Source organism: uncultured Gordonia sp., from assembly GCF_937858515.1.
Lineage (GTDB): Bacteria > Actinomycetota > Actinomycetes > Mycobacteriales > Mycobacteriaceae > Gordonia.
The window spans coordinates 1-16,395 of sequence record NZ_CALLZT010000208.1; the positions used below are offsets into that span (position 1 = coordinate 1).

At 67.0% G+C, this 16,395-nt stretch carries 15 protein-coding genes and 1 pseudogene; 8 read left to right on the forward strand and 8 right to left on the reverse strand.

Going from position 1 to position 16,395, the window contains the following annotated elements; genetic code table 11:
• Positions 1-49 precede the first annotated feature (49 nt).
• The 4 genes from Q0627_RS20030 to Q0627_RS20045 are packed head-to-tail and all read left to right on the forward strand — an operon-like array spanning position 50 to position 2,325.
• Positions 50-418 (forward strand): YbaB/EbfC family nucleoid-associated protein, encoded by a 369-nt coding sequence (locus Q0627_RS20030; RefSeq protein WP_291020290.1) that lies wholly within the window; start codon positions 50-52, stop codon positions 416-418.
• A 6-nt stretch (positions 419-424) separates the two neighbouring features.
• Complete coding sequence (recR, locus tag Q0627_RS20035; RefSeq protein ID WP_291020288.1) at positions 425-1,036, forward strand: recombination mediator RecR; 612 nt, start codon at positions 425-427, stop codon at positions 1,034-1,036.
• Positions 1,037-1,041: 5 nt separating this feature from the next.
• Positions 1,042-1,590: a uridine kinase gene (locus Q0627_RS20040; protein WP_291020309.1), complete on the forward strand. Its 549-nt coding sequence runs from the start codon at positions 1,042-1,044 to the stop codon at positions 1,588-1,590.
• A gap of 18 nt (positions 1,591-1,608) precedes the next feature.
• Entirely contained in the window at positions 1,609-2,325 is a 717-nt protein-coding gene (locus Q0627_RS20045) for a uracil-DNA glycosylase (protein WP_291020286.1), read from the forward strand.
• Positions 2,326-2,384: 59 nt separating this feature from the next.
• On the opposite strand, the gene Q0627_RS20050 is transcribed toward Q0627_RS20045, so the two are convergent.
• The 3 genes from Q0627_RS20050 to Q0627_RS20060 all read right to left on the reverse strand — a co-directional run bounded on the left by Q0627_RS20050 (position 2,385) and on the right by Q0627_RS20060 (position 5,377).
• Positions 2,385-3,263 (reverse strand): SGNH/GDSL hydrolase family protein, encoded by an 879-nt coding sequence (locus tag Q0627_RS20050; RefSeq protein WP_298812217.1) that lies wholly within the window; start codon positions 3,261-3,263, stop codon positions 2,385-2,387.
• A gap of 117 nt (positions 3,264-3,380) precedes the next feature.
• Positions 3,381-4,103: a type 1 glutamine amidotransferase gene (locus Q0627_RS20055; protein ID WP_291020282.1), complete on the reverse strand. Its 723-nt coding sequence runs from the start codon at positions 4,101-4,103 to the stop codon at positions 3,381-3,383.
• Entirely contained in the window at positions 4,100-5,377 is a 1,278-nt protein-coding gene (locus Q0627_RS20060; protein ID WP_291020279.1) for a MurT ligase domain-containing protein, read from the reverse strand. Before Q0627_RS20060 ends, Q0627_RS20055 begins: the two co-directional genes overlap by 4 nt.
• 105 nt (positions 5,378-5,482) lie before the next feature.
• Between Q0627_RS20060 and Q0627_RS20065 the strand changes: the two genes are divergently transcribed.
• Complete coding sequence (locus Q0627_RS20065) at positions 5,483-6,535, forward strand: alpha/beta hydrolase (RefSeq protein ID WP_291020278.1); 1,053 nt, start codon at positions 5,483-5,485, stop codon at positions 6,533-6,535.
• Between the two features lie 256 nt (positions 6,536-6,791).
• Here the strand turns inward: Q0627_RS20065 and Q0627_RS20070 are convergent, their stop codons facing one another.
• A complete protein-coding gene (locus Q0627_RS20070) occupies positions 6,792-7,787 on the reverse strand; it encodes an EamA family transporter (RefSeq protein WP_298812222.1) in 996 nt (331 codons plus the stop codon).
• A gap of 244 nt (positions 7,788-8,031) precedes the next feature.
• Positions 8,032-8,334: pseudogene (locus Q0627_RS20075) on the reverse strand (LLM class flavin-dependent oxidoreductase); the annotation flags it as partial.
• Positions 8,335-8,545: 211 nt separating this feature from the next.
• Here Q0627_RS20075 and Q0627_RS20080 point away from each other — a divergent pair.
• The 3 genes from Q0627_RS20080 to Q0627_RS20090 are packed head-to-tail and all read left to right on the forward strand — an operon-like array spanning position 8,546 to position 11,023.
• A complete protein-coding gene (locus Q0627_RS20080) occupies positions 8,546-9,262 on the forward strand; it encodes a FadR/GntR family transcriptional regulator (protein ID WP_298812225.1) in 717 nt (238 codons plus the stop codon).
• Between the two features lie 7 nt (positions 9,263-9,269).
• A complete protein-coding gene (locus tag Q0627_RS20085; RefSeq protein ID WP_298812229.1) occupies positions 9,270-10,121 on the forward strand; it encodes a sterol desaturase family protein in 852 nt (283 codons plus the stop codon).
• Between the two features lie 20 nt (positions 10,122-10,141).
• On the forward strand, positions 10,142-11,023 hold the full coding sequence (locus Q0627_RS20090; protein WP_298812231.1) for a LysR family transcriptional regulator: 882 nt from the start codon (positions 10,142-10,144) through the stop codon (positions 11,021-11,023).
• A gap of 203 nt (positions 11,024-11,226) precedes the next feature.
• Here Q0627_RS20090 and leuA read toward each other — a convergent pair whose 3' ends face one another.
• The 3 genes from leuA to Q0627_RS20105 form a co-directional block, all read right to left on the reverse strand.
• Positions 11,227-13,071 (reverse strand): 2-isopropylmalate synthase, encoded by a 1,845-nt coding sequence (gene leuA, locus Q0627_RS20095; RefSeq protein WP_298812234.1) that lies wholly within the window; start codon positions 13,069-13,071, stop codon positions 11,227-11,229.
• Positions 13,072-13,234: 163 nt separating this feature from the next.
• Positions 13,235-14,689, reverse strand: a complete 1,455-nt coding sequence (locus Q0627_RS20100) for an MFS transporter (RefSeq protein WP_298812237.1) — start codon at positions 14,687-14,689, stop codon at positions 13,235-13,237.
• Between the two features lie 333 nt (positions 14,690-15,022).
• A complete protein-coding gene (locus tag Q0627_RS20105) occupies positions 15,023-16,312 on the reverse strand; it encodes a hypothetical protein (protein ID WP_298812240.1) in 1,290 nt (429 codons plus the stop codon).
• Between the last annotated feature and the right edge of the window lie 83 nt (positions 16,313-16,395).

Consider the following 16,395-nt stretch of genomic DNA (forward strand, 5'->3'; position numbering starts at 1 on the left):
CGCATGTCGGGCGGCTGCTGGCGGGGGTGCCTCGTCTACCCTGGTCGGTGTGAGTGAACCTTTCGATCCCAGCGCGATCTTCGGCGGCGGTGCAGGTGGCGACAACCCGATGGCCGGGCTGCTCGCGCAGGCCCAGCAGATGCAGGCGCAGCTGCTGGCCGCCCAGAACGAGATCGCCGCGACCCAGATCACCGGTACCGCCGGAAACGGGCTGGTCACGGTGACCGGTACCGGCACCGGTGAGATCACCGCCGTCACCATCGACCCCAAGGTCGTCGACCCCGACGATGTCGACACCCTGCAGGACCTGGTCCTCGGCGCGCTCGACGACCTCGCCGCCAAACGCGATCAACTCGCCCAGGAGGCGATGGGTCCCCTGGCCGGCGGACTCGGCGGCGGATTCCCCGGACTGGGCTGAGCGCCGGTGTATGAGGGCCCGATTCAGGACCTGATCGACGAACTGGCCAAACAACCCGGCCTCGGACCCAAAGGTGCCCAGCGCATCGCTTTTCATCTCCTGGCCGGGGAGAACGCCGACATCGACCGCCTCATCGGCGCCCTGGCCCGGGTCCGCGACGACGTCACCTTCTGCGACTACTGCGGCAACGTGTCGGCCGAGAAGCTGTGCCGCATCTGCGCCGATTCCCGGCGCGATGCCACCAAGATCTGCGTCGTCGAAGAGCCCAAAGACGTGCACGCCATCGAACGCACCAAAGAGTTCCACGGTCGGTACCACGTGCTCGGCGGGGCGCTCGACCCGCTGTCGGGGATCGGGCCCGATCAGCTGCGTATCCGGGAACTGCTGCGCCGCCTGGCCAACCAGCCCGACGGCGTCGACGTCACCGAGGTGATCGTCGCCACCGACCCCAACACCGAAGGCGAAGCCACCGCCACCTATCTGCTGCGGATGCTCAAGGATTTCCCAGGGCTGTCGGTCACCCGTCTCGCCTCGGGTCTGCCGATGGGCGGCGACCTCGAATTCGCCGACGAACTCACGCTGGGCCGGGCATTGTCGGGCAGAAGAATCCTGGTGTGATCGGAATGGTTCTGGCACCGGACGTGGAGCGGCATCTCGACGAGTTGGCCGCCGAACTGTCCTCCGGCGTTGTCGCCATCGACGGACCGTCGGGTGCCGGTAAATCGATGATCGCCGATGCGTTGATGTCCAAGCTCGCCGACCGCGGCACGGGTGCGGTGCTGATCCGCACCGACGACTTCGCCACCTGGGACAATCCGGTGGCGTGGTGGCACGAGCTGGAGGACGACATTCTGCGGCCGTTCTTCCGGTGTCGCGACTACGTGTACCGGCCACGGGTGTGGCACGACGGGGTGCCGACGATAGGCCGGCCGGTGTGGGTGCGGTGGCAACCGCTGCTGATCATCGAGGGGGTGTCGTCGGCACGCACGTCGATAGCGGCCCGGCTGACGCGCGCCCTGTGGGTCGACGGCGGCACCGACGAACAGCGGCTGGCGCGCGCCATCGCTCGCGACGGGGAAGTCGAGCGGGAGCATCTGACGCGGTGGCAGCAATTCGAGCGCGGCTGGTTCGGCGTCGACCGGACCCGCGATCGGTGCCGGATCCTGGATTGACCGGCGTACCTTGATCGTGTGCGCTACCGGACGCTGGACCAGCTCGACGACGCGCTGGTGAAATGCCGCGCGTGTGCGCGGTTGGTGCGCTGGCGCGAACAGGTGGCTCGGGACAAGCGTGCCGCGTTCGCCGACCAAGAGTATTGGGGCAGACCGGTACCCGGGTTCGGCCCGGATGATGCGGCGATGCTGATCGTCGGGCTTGCACCCGCCGCGCACGGAGCCAACCGGACGGGCCGGATGTTCACGGGCGACCAGAGCGGGGACGTGCTGTTCCGCGGCCTTTACGAGGTGGGGTTGGCCAGTCAGCCCACCGCGACGTCGGCCGACGACGGGATGGAGTTGTTCGGGGTGCGGATGGTGGCGCCGGTACATTGCGCGCCGCCGCAGAACAAGCCGACGACCACCGAACGTGACAACTGCGCCAAGTGGTTTCGCGCCGAACTTGAATTACTGTTTCCCACAGCGCGATCCGTCGTCGTGCTGGGTGGTTTCGGCTGGCAGGTGGCGTTGCGGGAGCTAGGAGAGTTCGGCTGGGAAGTGCCCAGGCCGAGGCCGAAATTCGGTCACGGAGTACAGGTTTGCCTGCACCGCGGCGACGAGACGATCACGTTGTTCGGCTGCTATCACGTCAGCCAGCACAATACGTTCACCGGTCGCCTCACGCCCGCCATGCTGGGCGAGGTCCTGGCCGCAGCGGCCGACCACGCCGGGATCGACCGGCGCACACCCTGAGAGGGCGAATCCACCCCGCCGGGATGCGGGGTGGATTCACGGGAACAGGTCGGCTTGGTTCAGTTTTCGAGCGTCTTGAGGACGGTGGCGGCCATCGTCCGCTGACCGGCCGCGTTCGGGTGCAGCGGGGTCAGCGACTGGGTGTCGGTGGGCAATACACCCACCATCTGTGATTGGCTGCCGGAGCAGGCCTCGTGCTTCTTCGTGGGGGTCTCGATATCGACGTACTCGGCGCCGTTCGCCTCGGCCCGCACCTTCATCACCCGGTTGAGTTGGCTGATCTTGTCCTGAATGTAGGTCGCATCCGGTCCGCCCATCGGCTGCCTGCCGGGACAGCCGCCCGGACGGATCCCGTACGGATAGCCGACCAGCAGGATGCGGGCCTTCGGGGAGCGTTCGCGGACACCGGCGATCACCTTGTCGTACTTCGGGCCGAACGCGTTGATGGTGGCGCCGACCTTGTCCCTGCCGCCCGGACGTGGAGCGCACTGGCGGCTGGTCGCGGTGGCGGCCGGATTGATGCAGCTCGCGGTGAGCTCGACCAGGTGGATGTCGTTGCCACCGATCCCGACGGTCACCAGCTCGGTGTTCTTGCGCAGGGCGGCGAACTGCGGAGGAGCGGGTGACGGGAACCCCTGTCTGCCGGTGAAGTCGGCGACCTTCGCACCGCCGCACGTCACGTCCGTGAAGTTCTTGATGCGCAGCTTCTTGGCGACGAGGCTCGGATAGTTGATCGCCGACGTCCCGCACTCGCCCTTACCCGACATCGGCAGGATGGCTGTGCCCGCCGCGTACGAATCACCAAGCGCCACATAGTTGGTGATGGTCTTGGCGGGACGGCCGCCTTTGGCCGGCTCGCCCGGCAACACCCGCCGGACAGCGCCCGCCGCAACTGCGAAACGCCGTCCCCACATCTGAATACCTACAGTCGCACGCACTCGAGCCCCTCCCTCGTCTCGGCCGCACAGATGGTTACCGGCCGGTAACTGAGATTGCCAACATATATGATGTTTTGTCAACCGACTGGGTGCTAACCGCGGCGGGCAGTCACACGCCTAACCGCGGCGGGCGGCGGCGAGGCGTTCGGTGCGCAGGCGGTCGACCTGGGGGAGGTCGAGGGGGGTGAGGGTCTCGACGCCGAGGGCCTGTTTGAGCAGGTGGTCGGCGAGGTGGGGGTTGCGGGCCAGGGCGGGACCGTGCATGTAGGTGCCGAGAACCGAACCCTGCACGACGCCTTCGGTGCCGTCGCCCACCCCGTTGCCGACGCCGTGCCGGACCCGGCCGAGCGGCTTCGCGTCGGAGCCGAGAGTGGTTCCGCCTCGGTGGTTCTCGAATCCGCTGAGCGGATCGGTGAGGCCGTCGAGGACCGGATCGGTGACGAGTTCGCCGATGCTGCGCGTCTCCTGCGGAGCGGTGGTGAGGTCGAACAGTGAAATCCCTTCCACCCGTTCGCCTGCCGACGTCTCGTACCAGTGGCCGAGGACCTGGATGGCGGCGCAGATCGCCAGCACCGGACGGCCCGCGGCGGCGGCCCGCTGGAGGCCCGGGTAGCGGGTCAGATGCCGGGTCGCCAGGCGTTGTGCGTAGTCTTCGGCGCCGCCGAGGGTGTACACGTCGAGGGAATCGGGCACCTCGTCGTCCAGTGTGATGTGGATGATCTCGGCGTCGATGCCGCGCATCCGGGCCCGTTGACGCAGGATCAGCGCATTGCCGCCGTCGCCGTAGGTGCCCATCACGTCGGGCAGCACCAGGCCGATGCGCAGAGTCGATTCGCTCACTTCCGGCCGCCTTCCGCGCGTTCGAGAGCCACACCCAGATCACGGAATGCGGTGTAATTCGCGAGCACTTCGACCCGGCCCGGTGGACACGAGGCGATGGCTTTCATCGGGTCGTCGATCGTGATGTGCTGCGCGCCCGCGTACAGCAGGCGTACCGACAGATCCGCCGCACGTTCGCCCGCCGCAACGACTTTCATCGTCTCGAACGCCTCGAACCGCACGTCCCACAGCCACGACAGGTCCTCGCCGTCGGGGACCTGGCCGTTGACGGCGATCACCAGACCGTCGGCGTCCTGGTCGATCATCGACAGCGCCTCCTGCCAGCCGGCCGGATTCTTCGCGAGAAGCGTTCGTACCGAATGGTTGCCGACCTGATGGATGCCGTAGCGTCCGGCTACCTCCCCGACGGTACCCACCGCCGCAACGGCTTTCGCGGGATCGGTGCCCATCGCGACGGCTGCGGCGACGGCCTGGGCGGCATTGCCACGGTTCGCTTTGCCCGGCACCGACAGGGTCAGCTCGGCCTCGAAACCATCGGGGCCGTAGATCTTTTCGTCGTCGACCCACCAGTCGGGGGTGGGGCGGCGGAACGATTCGTCGCCGCTCGAATACCAGCCGTCGTCGTCGCCGCGGATGATGGGTTCGCCGGTGCGCGGGCAGCTCACCGAGTCTCCCACCCAGCCCGCGCCCGCGGCCACCCACACCACTCGTGGGGCGTTGAACGCGGTGGAGGTGATCAGCACGTCGTCGCAGTTGGCCACCAGGACGGTATCGGGATGTCGCGAAATGCCTTCGCGCAGACGGCGTTCGATCATGTTGATCTCGCCGACCCGGTCGAGCTGGTCGCGGGAGAGATTGAGCAGCACCAGAACCGCCGGGTCGACGGCGTCGCTGACGTGCGGGACGTGCAGCTCGTCCACCTCGAGCGCGCAGACCGGAGCCGAACGCTGCAGCGACAAGGTGGCGATGATGCCGGCGTCCATGTTGGCGCCGTCGGCCTGCGTGGCCACCTCGCCGAGTTCGGCGAGTGCGGCGGCGACCATCCGGGTGGTCGTGGACTTGCCATTGGTGCCGGTGATCAGCGCGGTGCGTTTCCCGGCGGCGAGCCGGGACATGATCTGCGGGTCGATCTTCTCGGCGATCAGGCCGCCGATCATCGACCCCTTACCGCGTCCGGCGGTACGGGAGGCCCAGCGGGCCGCTCCGGCGGCTGTCAGGGCGATCGTCGTGCGCGCCGGCAGCCGGGCTGAGTTGTGGTGTTCACGCGCGGGCATGGGGAGAGTCTGTCACAGGTACGCGGTTGCCGAACGGGACGGCAGGGGATGTACCAATAGGGGTTGTCATGGTGTGTCGGCGGCCACAGCGGTAGGCTCTGCGCCGTGAGTCGAGCCACCACGCCCGCGCTGTCGCGGGTCGCCAAGGTCAAACGGGCTGTCGTATTACCTCTTGGGAGGCTTCCCGACGCCCTCGTGGCGCGGCTGAGCCGCCGGAGCCCGGTCAACGCGGACGGGGACCGACTCGATCCGCCGATGGCAGCGATCGCGTGGGCGGCCGATCACGTGCCGGGGATGGCATTGGTCAGCGGCACCGTCGCACAGGCTCGTGAACGGATGGAGGAGTCGGCGGGGATGATCGCCGAGACTTTTCCCCCGCTGGCCGTCGTCGAGGATTTTCGTATCAACGATGACCTGTCGGCCACCCGATACCGGGCCGGCGAATCGTCGACGGGCATCGTCCTGTACTTCCACGGCGGCGGGTTCTCGCTGGGCAGCCGCGCCAGCCACGATGCGGTGGCCAGGCGGCTGGCGATCGGAACCGGCGCCGACGTGGTGTCGGTGGAGTACCGGCTGGCCCCGGAGCACACGTTCCCCACGGCCTCCGACGACGCGCTGGACGCGTGGCGACACGTCGTCGACGCCGCCCCGCACTGGGGTGTGCGCGCCGACAAGATCGTGGTCGCCGGCGACAGTGCCGGGGCCAACCTCGCGGCTGTGCTGGCCCTGGATGTGCGCGGCGAGGCCGTGCAGCCCGCCCTGCAACTGCTGATCTACCCGGTGACAGACTGCTCCGAATCGGTCGGCACGGCGTCTCGGCGCGAGTTCGCCGAGGGCTACTACCTGAGCATCGAACGCATCGATTGGTTCACCGACGCCTACGTGCCGAACGTCCCCGACCGTTCGCATCCCCGTGCGTCGCCGCTCTTGGCCGACGATCTGTCGGGTCTGCCGCCCGCCTACGTGCTGGTCGCCGGTTTCGATCCGCTCCGCGACGAGGGCATCGCCTACGCCGACCGCCTCCGCGCCGCCGGTGTCCCGGTCACCCTCGACCGCGCCGGCGGCCTGATCCACGGCTTCGTCAACATGACCGCCCTCTCGGCACAGGCCCGCGCCGCCTCCGACCGCCTCTCCGCCGCCGTCCGCGCCACGCTCTAACCAAACCTTCTTGATCTCTGAGGCCGAAGTGACGAGGGAGTGATCACGCATCTTGATCCCTGAGGCCGAAGCGACGAAGGAGCGATTACGCATCTTGATCGCTGTGGCTGAAGCGATGAGGGAGCGGTCACGCATCTTGATCGCTGTGGCTGAAGCGATGAGGGAGCGGTCACGCATCTTGATCGCTGTGGCTGAAGCGATGAGGGAGCGGTCACGCATCTTGAACCCTGAGGCCGAAGCGACGAAGGAGCGAGGGTCACGAAGGGTCCGGCGAGACGAGCGCATGACGTCGCCACCCCGAAACTCCTGACACCGCAACGCGGTCGGCGGTCGGCCGTGGTGATCTTCCGGTGCCCATCACGCCGAGCGCGCAGCCGGCGATGACGACGGCGGCACCGAGAAGCTCGGCGATGCCGGGGGTTTCGCCGAAGAACAACCACGCCGCGGTGAGGCCGACGACCGGCACCAGCAGCGACATCGGCGCGACACGACTCGCCGGATGTCGCGACATGAGGCTCGCCCACAGCCCCGATCCGGCGACGGTCCCGAGCAACACCGTGTAGGTCAGCCCCGCGATCGCGAGCAGCCCGCTGTGGCTGCCGATGGTGGTGAGCGCATCGAATCCCGCTGTGGGACCGTCGAACACGAGACTCATCGCCAGGAACGGCAACGGTGGGATCACCGACATCCACAGCACCAGACGCAGGGCGTCGCCGGGCTGGGCTGAGCCGGGTTCGCGGTGGGTGGCGGTGAGCCGGTTGCCGATATTGCCGAACGCCCAGCCGAGACCGCCGAGAACCGTGAGGGCGATGGGCCCGACGGCACCCCACCCGAGGTCTGTCTCGGTGGCGCGGGCGAAGCCGATGATCGCGATCCCGATGACTGCCAACAGGATTCCGCACACCTGCCGCCCGGTCATCCGTTCGCCCAGGAACAGCACCCCGAGCACGACGGTGAACGGCGCCGACGTCTGCAACACCAGCGACGCCAGACCCGTCGGCATCCCCAGATGCATCGCCAGGAACAGGAACAGGAACTGGGCGATGCCGAATCCGCAGGCGTACAACAGGAACCAGCGCACCGGAACCCTAGGGAACTTCACGAACAGCAGCACCGGCACGGCCATAACCGCGAACCGCAGCGAGGCGAGGAAGAACGGCGGAAAGTGGTCGAGGCTGTAGCGGATGGCGATGAAATTCAGCCCCCACAGCAGCACGACGGTCAGTGCGATACCGCGGTCACGAGTGGTCATGTATCCATCGTGCGGGCGATGTCAGTTCAGGACAATCGAATAAAGTTGCATCCAATATGTAGTGTTGGTTAACAGTTGAGTAAGGTGCTTGCAGATTTGTTCAGGGCAGAGTCGGTTCTGGTGGCATTCAGTGGAGGCGGCCCGGTACGCACCGGCGCCACTGACTCGGTGGGGGTTTCAGGGACGCCGGGTGAGTTTGCGGGCGAGCCCGGAAAGCGGGATCGCCGGCAAACTCACCTCTGTTTCAGCGCCAGCCGAGGGCCGGGGCGACGTGGGTGAGGATCGACTCGATGACGTGGGCGTTGTAGTCGACGCCCAACTGGTTGGGGACCGTCAGCAGAAGGGTGTCGGCGGCGGCGATCGCCTCGTCCTCGAGGAGTTGTTCGATGAGTTTGTCGGGTTCGTCGGCGTAGCTGCGGCCGAAGCGGGCGGTGGTGTTGTCGATGATGCCGACCTGATCCTGGTCGTTGCCGCGCATGCCGAAGTAGGCGCGGTCGGTGTCGTTGGTGAGGGCGAAGATGCTGCGGCTCACCGAGACTCGTGGTTCACCGACGATGCCTTCGGCTTTCTCCGTTTTATTCCGGACGACTCCCGAAACCGGACGAACCCCGGAACCATGCGTGACGACGATGTCGTCGGCCTGGTTCCGGGGTTCGTCGTGCGGGGTTGAGCCTCAGCGACGAGCTGTGGCCCGCAGTAAACATAGCACTGGTCCAACCAGTTGACCAGAGATACGGGGATGGTCCATGATCATCGGCATGGAGATTCAGCCGATCGAGCGTGCAGCGGTGTCCGACGAGGTGCTCGGGCAGCTTGTCGCTGAGATCCTGTCCGGCCGGCTCGCGCCTGGAGAGCCGCTTCCCGCAGAGCGCGAGCTGGCACTGCGGTTCGGCGTCAACCGGCACGCGATCCGCGAAGCCCTCAAAGGCGTTCGTCAGGCCGGACTCGTGCGCATCTCGCAGGGCGATAAGACCCGCGTGCTCGACTGGCGCGAGAACGCGGGTCTCGACGTCCTCACCGCGCTGGCCACCACCGGCGCCGTACCGTCTGTCGAACTGATGCGCGACGTGTTCGAGATGCGCCGCTCCATCGCCGCCGACGCCGCCCGGCTGTGCGCGCAGCGTGCCGACGACGCGCAGATCGCCGCGGTCCTCGACGCCGCGGCCTCCTATCCCGAACGTGCCGACGACACCTCGCCCGAAGCGATCGTCGCCGCCGACGTCGCCTTCTGGATCGCCGTCATCAACGGATCGGGCAACATCGCCTACCGGTTGGCGATGAACACGATGCTGTCCGGGCTCGAGACCATCGGCATCCCGGCCATGCAGAAGCTCGGGCTGCTCGACGAATACGCCGACCGCGACTCCCATATCCGCCTGGCCCGGCACATCGCCGATCACGACGTCGAGGCCACCACCCGACTCGCCACCACCCTGCTCAGTCGCGTCCTCGACGTGATCGCCACAACGAAGTGAGCCCGACATGTTCGACCTGATTCTTTACGCCATCCCGTTCTTCACGGTGACGCTGTTCCTGGAGATGGCCTCGTTCTACTTCCTTCCCGACGACGACGAACGAGGCTACGAACTACGCGACAGCACAACGAGTCTCGCGATGGGGCTGGGCAATGTCGCGGTCAATGCCGGCTGGAAGCTGGTGGTGCTGTTCGTTTATGCGGCCGTATACGAGCTGAGTCCGCTGAGCCTGCCCGCCGACAATCCGTGGACCTGGGTGGCATTGTTCTTCGCCGACGACTTCATCTACTACTGGTATCACCGCACCCACCACACGATCCGGATCTTCTGGGCCAGCCACGTGGTGCATCACTCCAGCGAGCACTACAACCTGTCGACGGCGCTGCGTCAGCCCTGGACCCCGTTCAGCTCGATGCCGTATTGGATTCCCCTTGCCGCGCTGGGATTCTCACCGTGGATGATCATGCTGCAGCAATCCATCAGCCTGGTGTACCAGTTCTTCATCCACACCGAGCGCGTCGGAAAGCTGTGGAAGCCCATCGAATTCGTGATGAACACCCCCTCGCATCACCGGGTTCACCACGGCTCCAACCAGAATTATCTCGACCGCAACTACGGTGGCATCCTCATCATCTGGGACCGAATCTTCTCCACGTTCGAGGCCGAGGACGAGAAGGTCCGCTTCGGCCTCACCAAGAACATCAACACTTTCAACCCGTTGCGCGTGGCGACCCACGAGTTCACCGCCATCGGCCGTGACGTGTGGCACGCCGAGCGCTGGCGCGACCGCTGGGGCTATGTCGCCAAAGGTCCGGGCTGGCAGCCGGAGCCGGTGAAGGCCGAGCCACAGAAGGTCTGAATCGGCGGTAACGTTTGCGCATGGAAGTGCGCAGGCTGCGGCTGCTGCGGGAGTTCGCCGACCGGGGGTCGGTGGGTGCCGTGGCGGCCGCGCTGCACATGACGCCGTCGGCGGTGTCGCAGCAACTCAAGGTGCTTGCCGATGAGGCGGGCGTTGAACTGCTCGAACCCGACGGCCGCGGGATCCGGCTCACCGACGCCGGGCATGCGCTGGTGCTGCGGGCCGACGACGTCATCGCCGCCGTCGACCGGGCAGCCGAAGAGATGCTGGCGTACCGGTCGGGAAACGCCACCGTCCGGCTCGGCATGTTTCCGTCGGGGTCGACGCTGCTGCTGCCCGAACTGCTGTACCGGGCGGCCGACGCCGGGATCGATGTGCGGGCCAGTCATTTCGACGTGGCCTACGGCGACGCCCCGCCCGGGCTTACCGTCTACGACATCGTCGTCACCCATCGGGACGAACGCACCGCGTCCATCGCCTCGCCACGGGTCGCCGTGACGGAGCTGATGCGGGAACCGCTTGACGTAATCGTCGCGGGCATATCGCCTTTCGCGCGCCGCGCCGCAGTGGACGTGGCCGATCTGGCCGACAGCGACTGGATCAGCGTCGACGGCGGCTTTCCCGTCGACGATGTGCTGCTGTCGATTTCGGCGGTCACCGGTGTCGTGCCGAGGGTCACCCAGCGGATGCTCGACTTCACCACCATCGAGGCGCTGGTGGCGGCCGGGCACGGGATCGCGCTGATGCCCCGCCACGCCGTGCGGCACCCGGGAGTGAAAGCGCTGAGTCTCAAAGGCGTTCGCGCGGCCCGCGTGTACGAGGCACTGACCCGGCCCAACCCGCGCGGGTCCGTCGCCAAGGTCGTCGGGTTACTGCGCGAGGTGGCGGCGGCGGTCAGGTGAGGATTCTCGGGTCGCCGGACCCCTCGTGACCCTCGCTCCTTCGTCGCTTCGGCCTCGGGGATCAAGGGGGTGGCTCGCTCCTTGTCGCTTCGGCCTCGGCGGTCAGGAGCGCTTCTTGATCCCTGAGGAGCCGGAGCGCTAGCGGAGGCGTCTCGAAGGGTCCGGCGACCCAAGGCTCTCAACAGTCTTGAGGATCGAGCCGACTACGGAGCCCAGGTGCGAGGAGCGGTCCCGGCGTCGGCCGGGGCGGCCGCGCGGTGGGCACGGTTCACCGCGGAGACGACGGCGCGCAGGCTGGCGGTGGTGATCGACGGGGCGATACCCACACCCCATACCGTCTCGCCGTTGGCCTCCACCTCGACGTAGCAGACGGCGCTGGCGTCGTCGCCGGAGGTCAGGGCGTGCTCGGCGTAGTCGAGGACTCGGACGTCGAAACCGACTGTGCCGATGGCGTTCACGAACGCGGCGAGCGGGCCGTTGCCCACACCCTCGATCTCGCGTTCGACGCCGTCGACCTTGACGATCGCCGTGATCTGATCCTCACCGCCGTCGACCTCGGATGCGTTGACGCGCTGGCGCATCCGCTCCAGCGGGACGATCGGCATCAGGTATTCCTCGCTGAAGACGTCCCACATCTCCTTGGGACTGACCTCGCCACCCTCACCGTCGGTGAGCTTCTGGATCTCCCGGCTGAACTCGATCTGCAGCCGCCGTGGCAGGTTCATACCGTGGTCGGCCTTCATGATGTAGGCGACGCCGCCCTTGCCGGACTGGCTGTTCACCCGGATCACGGCCTCGTAGTTGCGGCCCACGTCCTTGGGGTCGATCGGCAGGTACGGGACCGCCCAGATGATGTCGTCGACGTCCGAATCCTGTTCGTCGGCATCGATTTTCATCTGATCCAGGCCCTTGTTGATGGCATCCTGGTGGCTGCCGGAGAAGGCCGTGTACACCAGGTCGCCGCCGTAGGGATGGCGCTCGGGGACGTTGAGCTGGTTGCAGTACTCGACGGTGCGGCGGATCTCGTCGATGTCGGAGAAGCTGATCTGCGGGTCGACGCCGCGGCTGAACAGGTTCATGCCCAGGGTCACCAGGCACACATTGCCGGTGCGTTCACCGTTGCCGAACAGGCAGCCCTCGATGCGGTCGGCGCCGGCCTGATAACCCAGTTCGGCGGCGGCGACGGCCGTACCGCGGTCGTTGTGCGGGTGCAGGCTCAGGATGATCGAGTCACGACGGGCCAGGTTGCGGCTCATCCACTCGATCGAATCGGCGTACACATTCGGGGTGGCCATCTCGACCGTCGCCGGCAGGTTGATGATCAGCGGCTTGTCGGGGGTGGGCGCGATGATCTCGGAGACCGCGTCGCAGACCTCCTTGGCGAAGGACAGTTCGGTGCCGGTGTACGACTCCGGGGAGTACTCGTACCGCCAGTTGGTGTCGGGGTACTTCTTCTCCTCCTCCAGCACCAGATGCGCGGCGTCGGTGGCGATCTTGACGATCGCGGGCTTGTCGGCGCGGAACACCACCCGTCGCTGCAACACCGACGTCGAATTGTAGAAGTGCACAATCACATTGGCCGCGCCCTCGCAGGCCTCGAAGGTGCGCTGGATCAGTTCGGTGCGGCACTGGGTGAGCACCTGGATGGTGACGTCGCCCGGGATCGCGTCGTCCTCGATGATCTCGCGGACGAAGTCGAAATCGGTCTGGCTCGCCGACGGGAAACCGACCTCGATCTCCTTGTAGCCCATGCGAACCAGCAGATCGAACATGCGGCGCTTGCGGGCCGGGCTCATCGGGTCGATCAGCGCCTGGTTGCCGTCACGCAGGTCGACCGCGCACCACAGCGGGGCCTTGGTGGTGACCTTGTCGGGCCAGGTACGGTCGGGGACCGATACCTTCTCCACCTCGTCGGCGAACTGAAGATAACGGTGGACGGGCATCGCCGAGGAACGCTGCGGATTCCATGCGGGCTGGTCGGCGGGGATGGGGCCGGAGGGCTCAACGATACGGCTGGCTCCGGAAGTGAAACTGTCTGCTGCGGCCATAATGGGTCATTCTCCAGGTCAAGAAAGAAGGGGGAGTGACCGGCACGTCTGATCCCCGCGGCGGAGAGCCGGTCGAATCAGACCCCGCCGCGGCAACCGAGAAGGAGCGCACGCTGCATGCCGAACACTGTACTCCTGCGGATTCACCCCGCCAAATGGCACCTCAGCCTGCGGAAACAGCGGTGGTGACCTTCGGCATGGTCTGGGCGAGTACGGCACCGGTGCCGACGATCGCCATCATCGTCAGGAAGGCGACGTGGTAACCGGATTGCAGGCCGTGGGACTCGCCGACCGTCGTGTACGCGGTGCCGATCACCGCCGCGCCGACGGCCACAGCCAGCGCCTGCACGGTGTTGAACACGCCCGATGCCGCACCGGCGAGGGCGACCGGAACATCGTTGAGGACAAGCAGTCCCGCCGATCCGACGATCGCTCCGAAGCCGAGTCCGGCGATCACCAGGGCGACCGGGAACCACAGTCCGGGATTCGACGATCCTTCTGCCAGGTACATCGCGGCCATGCCGGTGATGAGGATCGCCGCGCCGATCTGCAGGATGCGGCGGCCCAGCCTCGGCGCGAGAACTGTCGCAGCCAGACCCGCCGATACCGGCACCGCGAGCGAGAACGGGATCCACATGAAGCCGGTGTGCAGCACCGACCAGCCGAGCGCCATCTGTACGTGCAGCGACTGGACCAGGAAGTAGCCGCCGGTGGGGATGGTCAGCGCGGCGAAGGTGATCAAACCCGTTGTGAATGAACGGGTCCGGAACAGGGTGGGCGGAACCATCGGGGTGACACCTGCTTCGGCGGTGGTCACCTGGCGGCGTGCGAAGATCGCCAGGCCGGCGACGCCGATGGTGATCGTCGCGAAACCCCATGCGGGCCAGTTATTGTCGGGTCCTAGGGTGATGGGCAGCATGATCGCGGCCAGCGATGCGCCGAGCAGGCCCGCCGATCCGGCGGTGATCGGGGCGGGATTGTCGTCACGGGTCTCGGGGATGAACGACAGCGCCGCCGCGACCGCGATCGCGGCGAGCGGCACGTTGATCAGGAAGATCGGCCGCCACGACATGCCGAACCAATCGCCGTCGGTGATGACCGCACCCAGGATCGGTCCGGTGACCGCGGCCAGGCCGATCACCGAGGTGAACATGCCCATCGCCTTGCCGCGTTCGTCCGGCCGGTACAGCACCTGGATGTTGGTGAGCACCTGCGGCACCATCAGCGCCGCCGCCGCGCCCTGCAGCACTCGGAACGCGACGAGTTGTCCCGGCCCGGCGGCGAGTCCGCAGGCCAGCGACATCACGCCGAACGCGGCCAGGCCCGCCACGAACAGGAGCCGGCGGCCGTAGCGGTCACCGAGCCGGGCGCTGACGATCAGGCCGACGGCGTAGGCGAGCGGATAGCCGGCCACCACCCACTGCAGCGCCGTCGACGACGCGCCGAGGTCGGTTTCCATCGTCCGCAGGGCGACGTTGACGACGGTGCCGTCCATCAGTTCCATGAAGGCCGCGGATAGTAGGCAGATGAGTGCGATGGTGCGGGCGCGGCCGGAAATTATTGGTGCCGAGACTGTTTCGGACTCCGCCAAGGGTGGGTAGTCGGGTGTGGTGGTCATCGTGCGCTCCTCGTTGTCGGTGTGAGGATCACGCTATGAGCCAATGCGGACAGCTTCGGTCCGCGTGGGATTCGGTCGTTGTTACGAGGTGGTTGGGTCAGGCGTCTACGTCGCCGGACCCTTCGTGACCCTCGCTCCTACGTCGCTTCGGCCTCAGGGATCAAGATGACGGTTGTGTTGGCGTGGTGGGTTTGGTGTTTCGGTCTCGGGGATCAAGGTGATTGGCCGCGTCGGTGCGGTAGTCATCTTGATCCCTGAGGGCTGTCGCGCGAGTCTGCGAGCCGACCGCGTCTCGAAGGGCCCGGTGAGATAAGGCTCCCAACGGGTTTCGAGTCAGGTTGTGGTGTCGGTGTAGCGGCGCAGGCGTTCGGAGAGTGAACAGACCAGGGCGTCGACGGTGGCGTTGGCGGTGGTGGTGTCGGGATAGCGGATGCGCAGGTCGAGGCCGTCGTGGTGGCGGGAGAACCACATCTGCAGGCTGTCGGTGGTGGTGCTGTTCGAGATGTGCCGGGCGCCGGGAAGCGGATCGCCGAGGCGGCGGTAGTCGAGGTAGGACACCATGAAGATGTCGGCGGTGGTCATCGCCGGTTGGCAGCGTCGCAGCACGTGATCGAGCGGGACCGACGCCAGACCGAGCGCTGATTTCAGGGCGCGCTCGGCCCCGCCGACGTCGCCGGCACGCACCCGCACGGGCGCGTTGGTGACCAGCCAGCCGGCCGTCCGGTGCCACGGCGACGACGACCGGCCGCGGGTGTGCACCGGAATCACCGTCGAGAGTGTTTGCGGCCCACCCTGTTCGGCGATCGACGCGGCGAGCTGCGCGAGGATCTTGGCGAACGCGCGCCGGCCCAGTGCCTGCGCGGCGTCGTCATCGAGAAGCTCCACCACCCGCGTGCATTGCGGGGCGCCGCTTGCCGGAATCTCGCCGAGCGGCAGCGGGAAGGTGGGGATGGCGTTCCCGTTGGCGGCGAAGAACCTTCGCCAGGCGGGTAATCGGGGATGCTCGCCCGCCGCGGCGGCCAGCTTCTCGCTGAGGATACCGTCGAGTTCGGAACGATCGAAGAACCGCTGACCGGGGCTGCGCTGGGTGTCGGGGTCCAGGTAGAGCTCCCGGACCCGGCGCAATGCCAGGTCGACGGTCAGTGCGTCGCAGTGTGCGTGGTCGAAGCCGACGACGAGCGTCGCATCGAGGAGTCCGAACAGCACTCCCGGGACGTCGCCGCTGCGGCAGCGTTCTCCCAAAAGTATTGCCAGATCATCGGATCCGACATCACCTCGGGACTCGACGGTCACCTGCACCTGATCGGGGCCGAACACATCGGCATACGGCATGCAGGTTTGTGGATCGAACCGGAAACGGGCCCGCAACGCCTCGTGTTCGGACAGAAACCGCGCCACGGCGTGTGCGGCCCGTCCCGCGTCAACCGGTTGGGGATCGGTGCCGAGGTCGACGGTACCGGCGATCCATACTCCCTGTGATGTCGGATCAGCCAGTCCCAGAAGATGATTGGCCTGGTTGAAGGTGACCGCGAGCTGTCGGCGGGCGGGCTCACCGGTCCAGTGGGTGCACAGTTCGGTGAGCGACCCCGAGAGCATCACCAGATCGATCGTCGTCACGTGCATGGACGCCACCTCCGGCCTTGAAGTCGACTGCGCCGCCGGTCAGCCTATCGCGGACCGTGCTGCGGCATCGTCGGCGCGCGCGT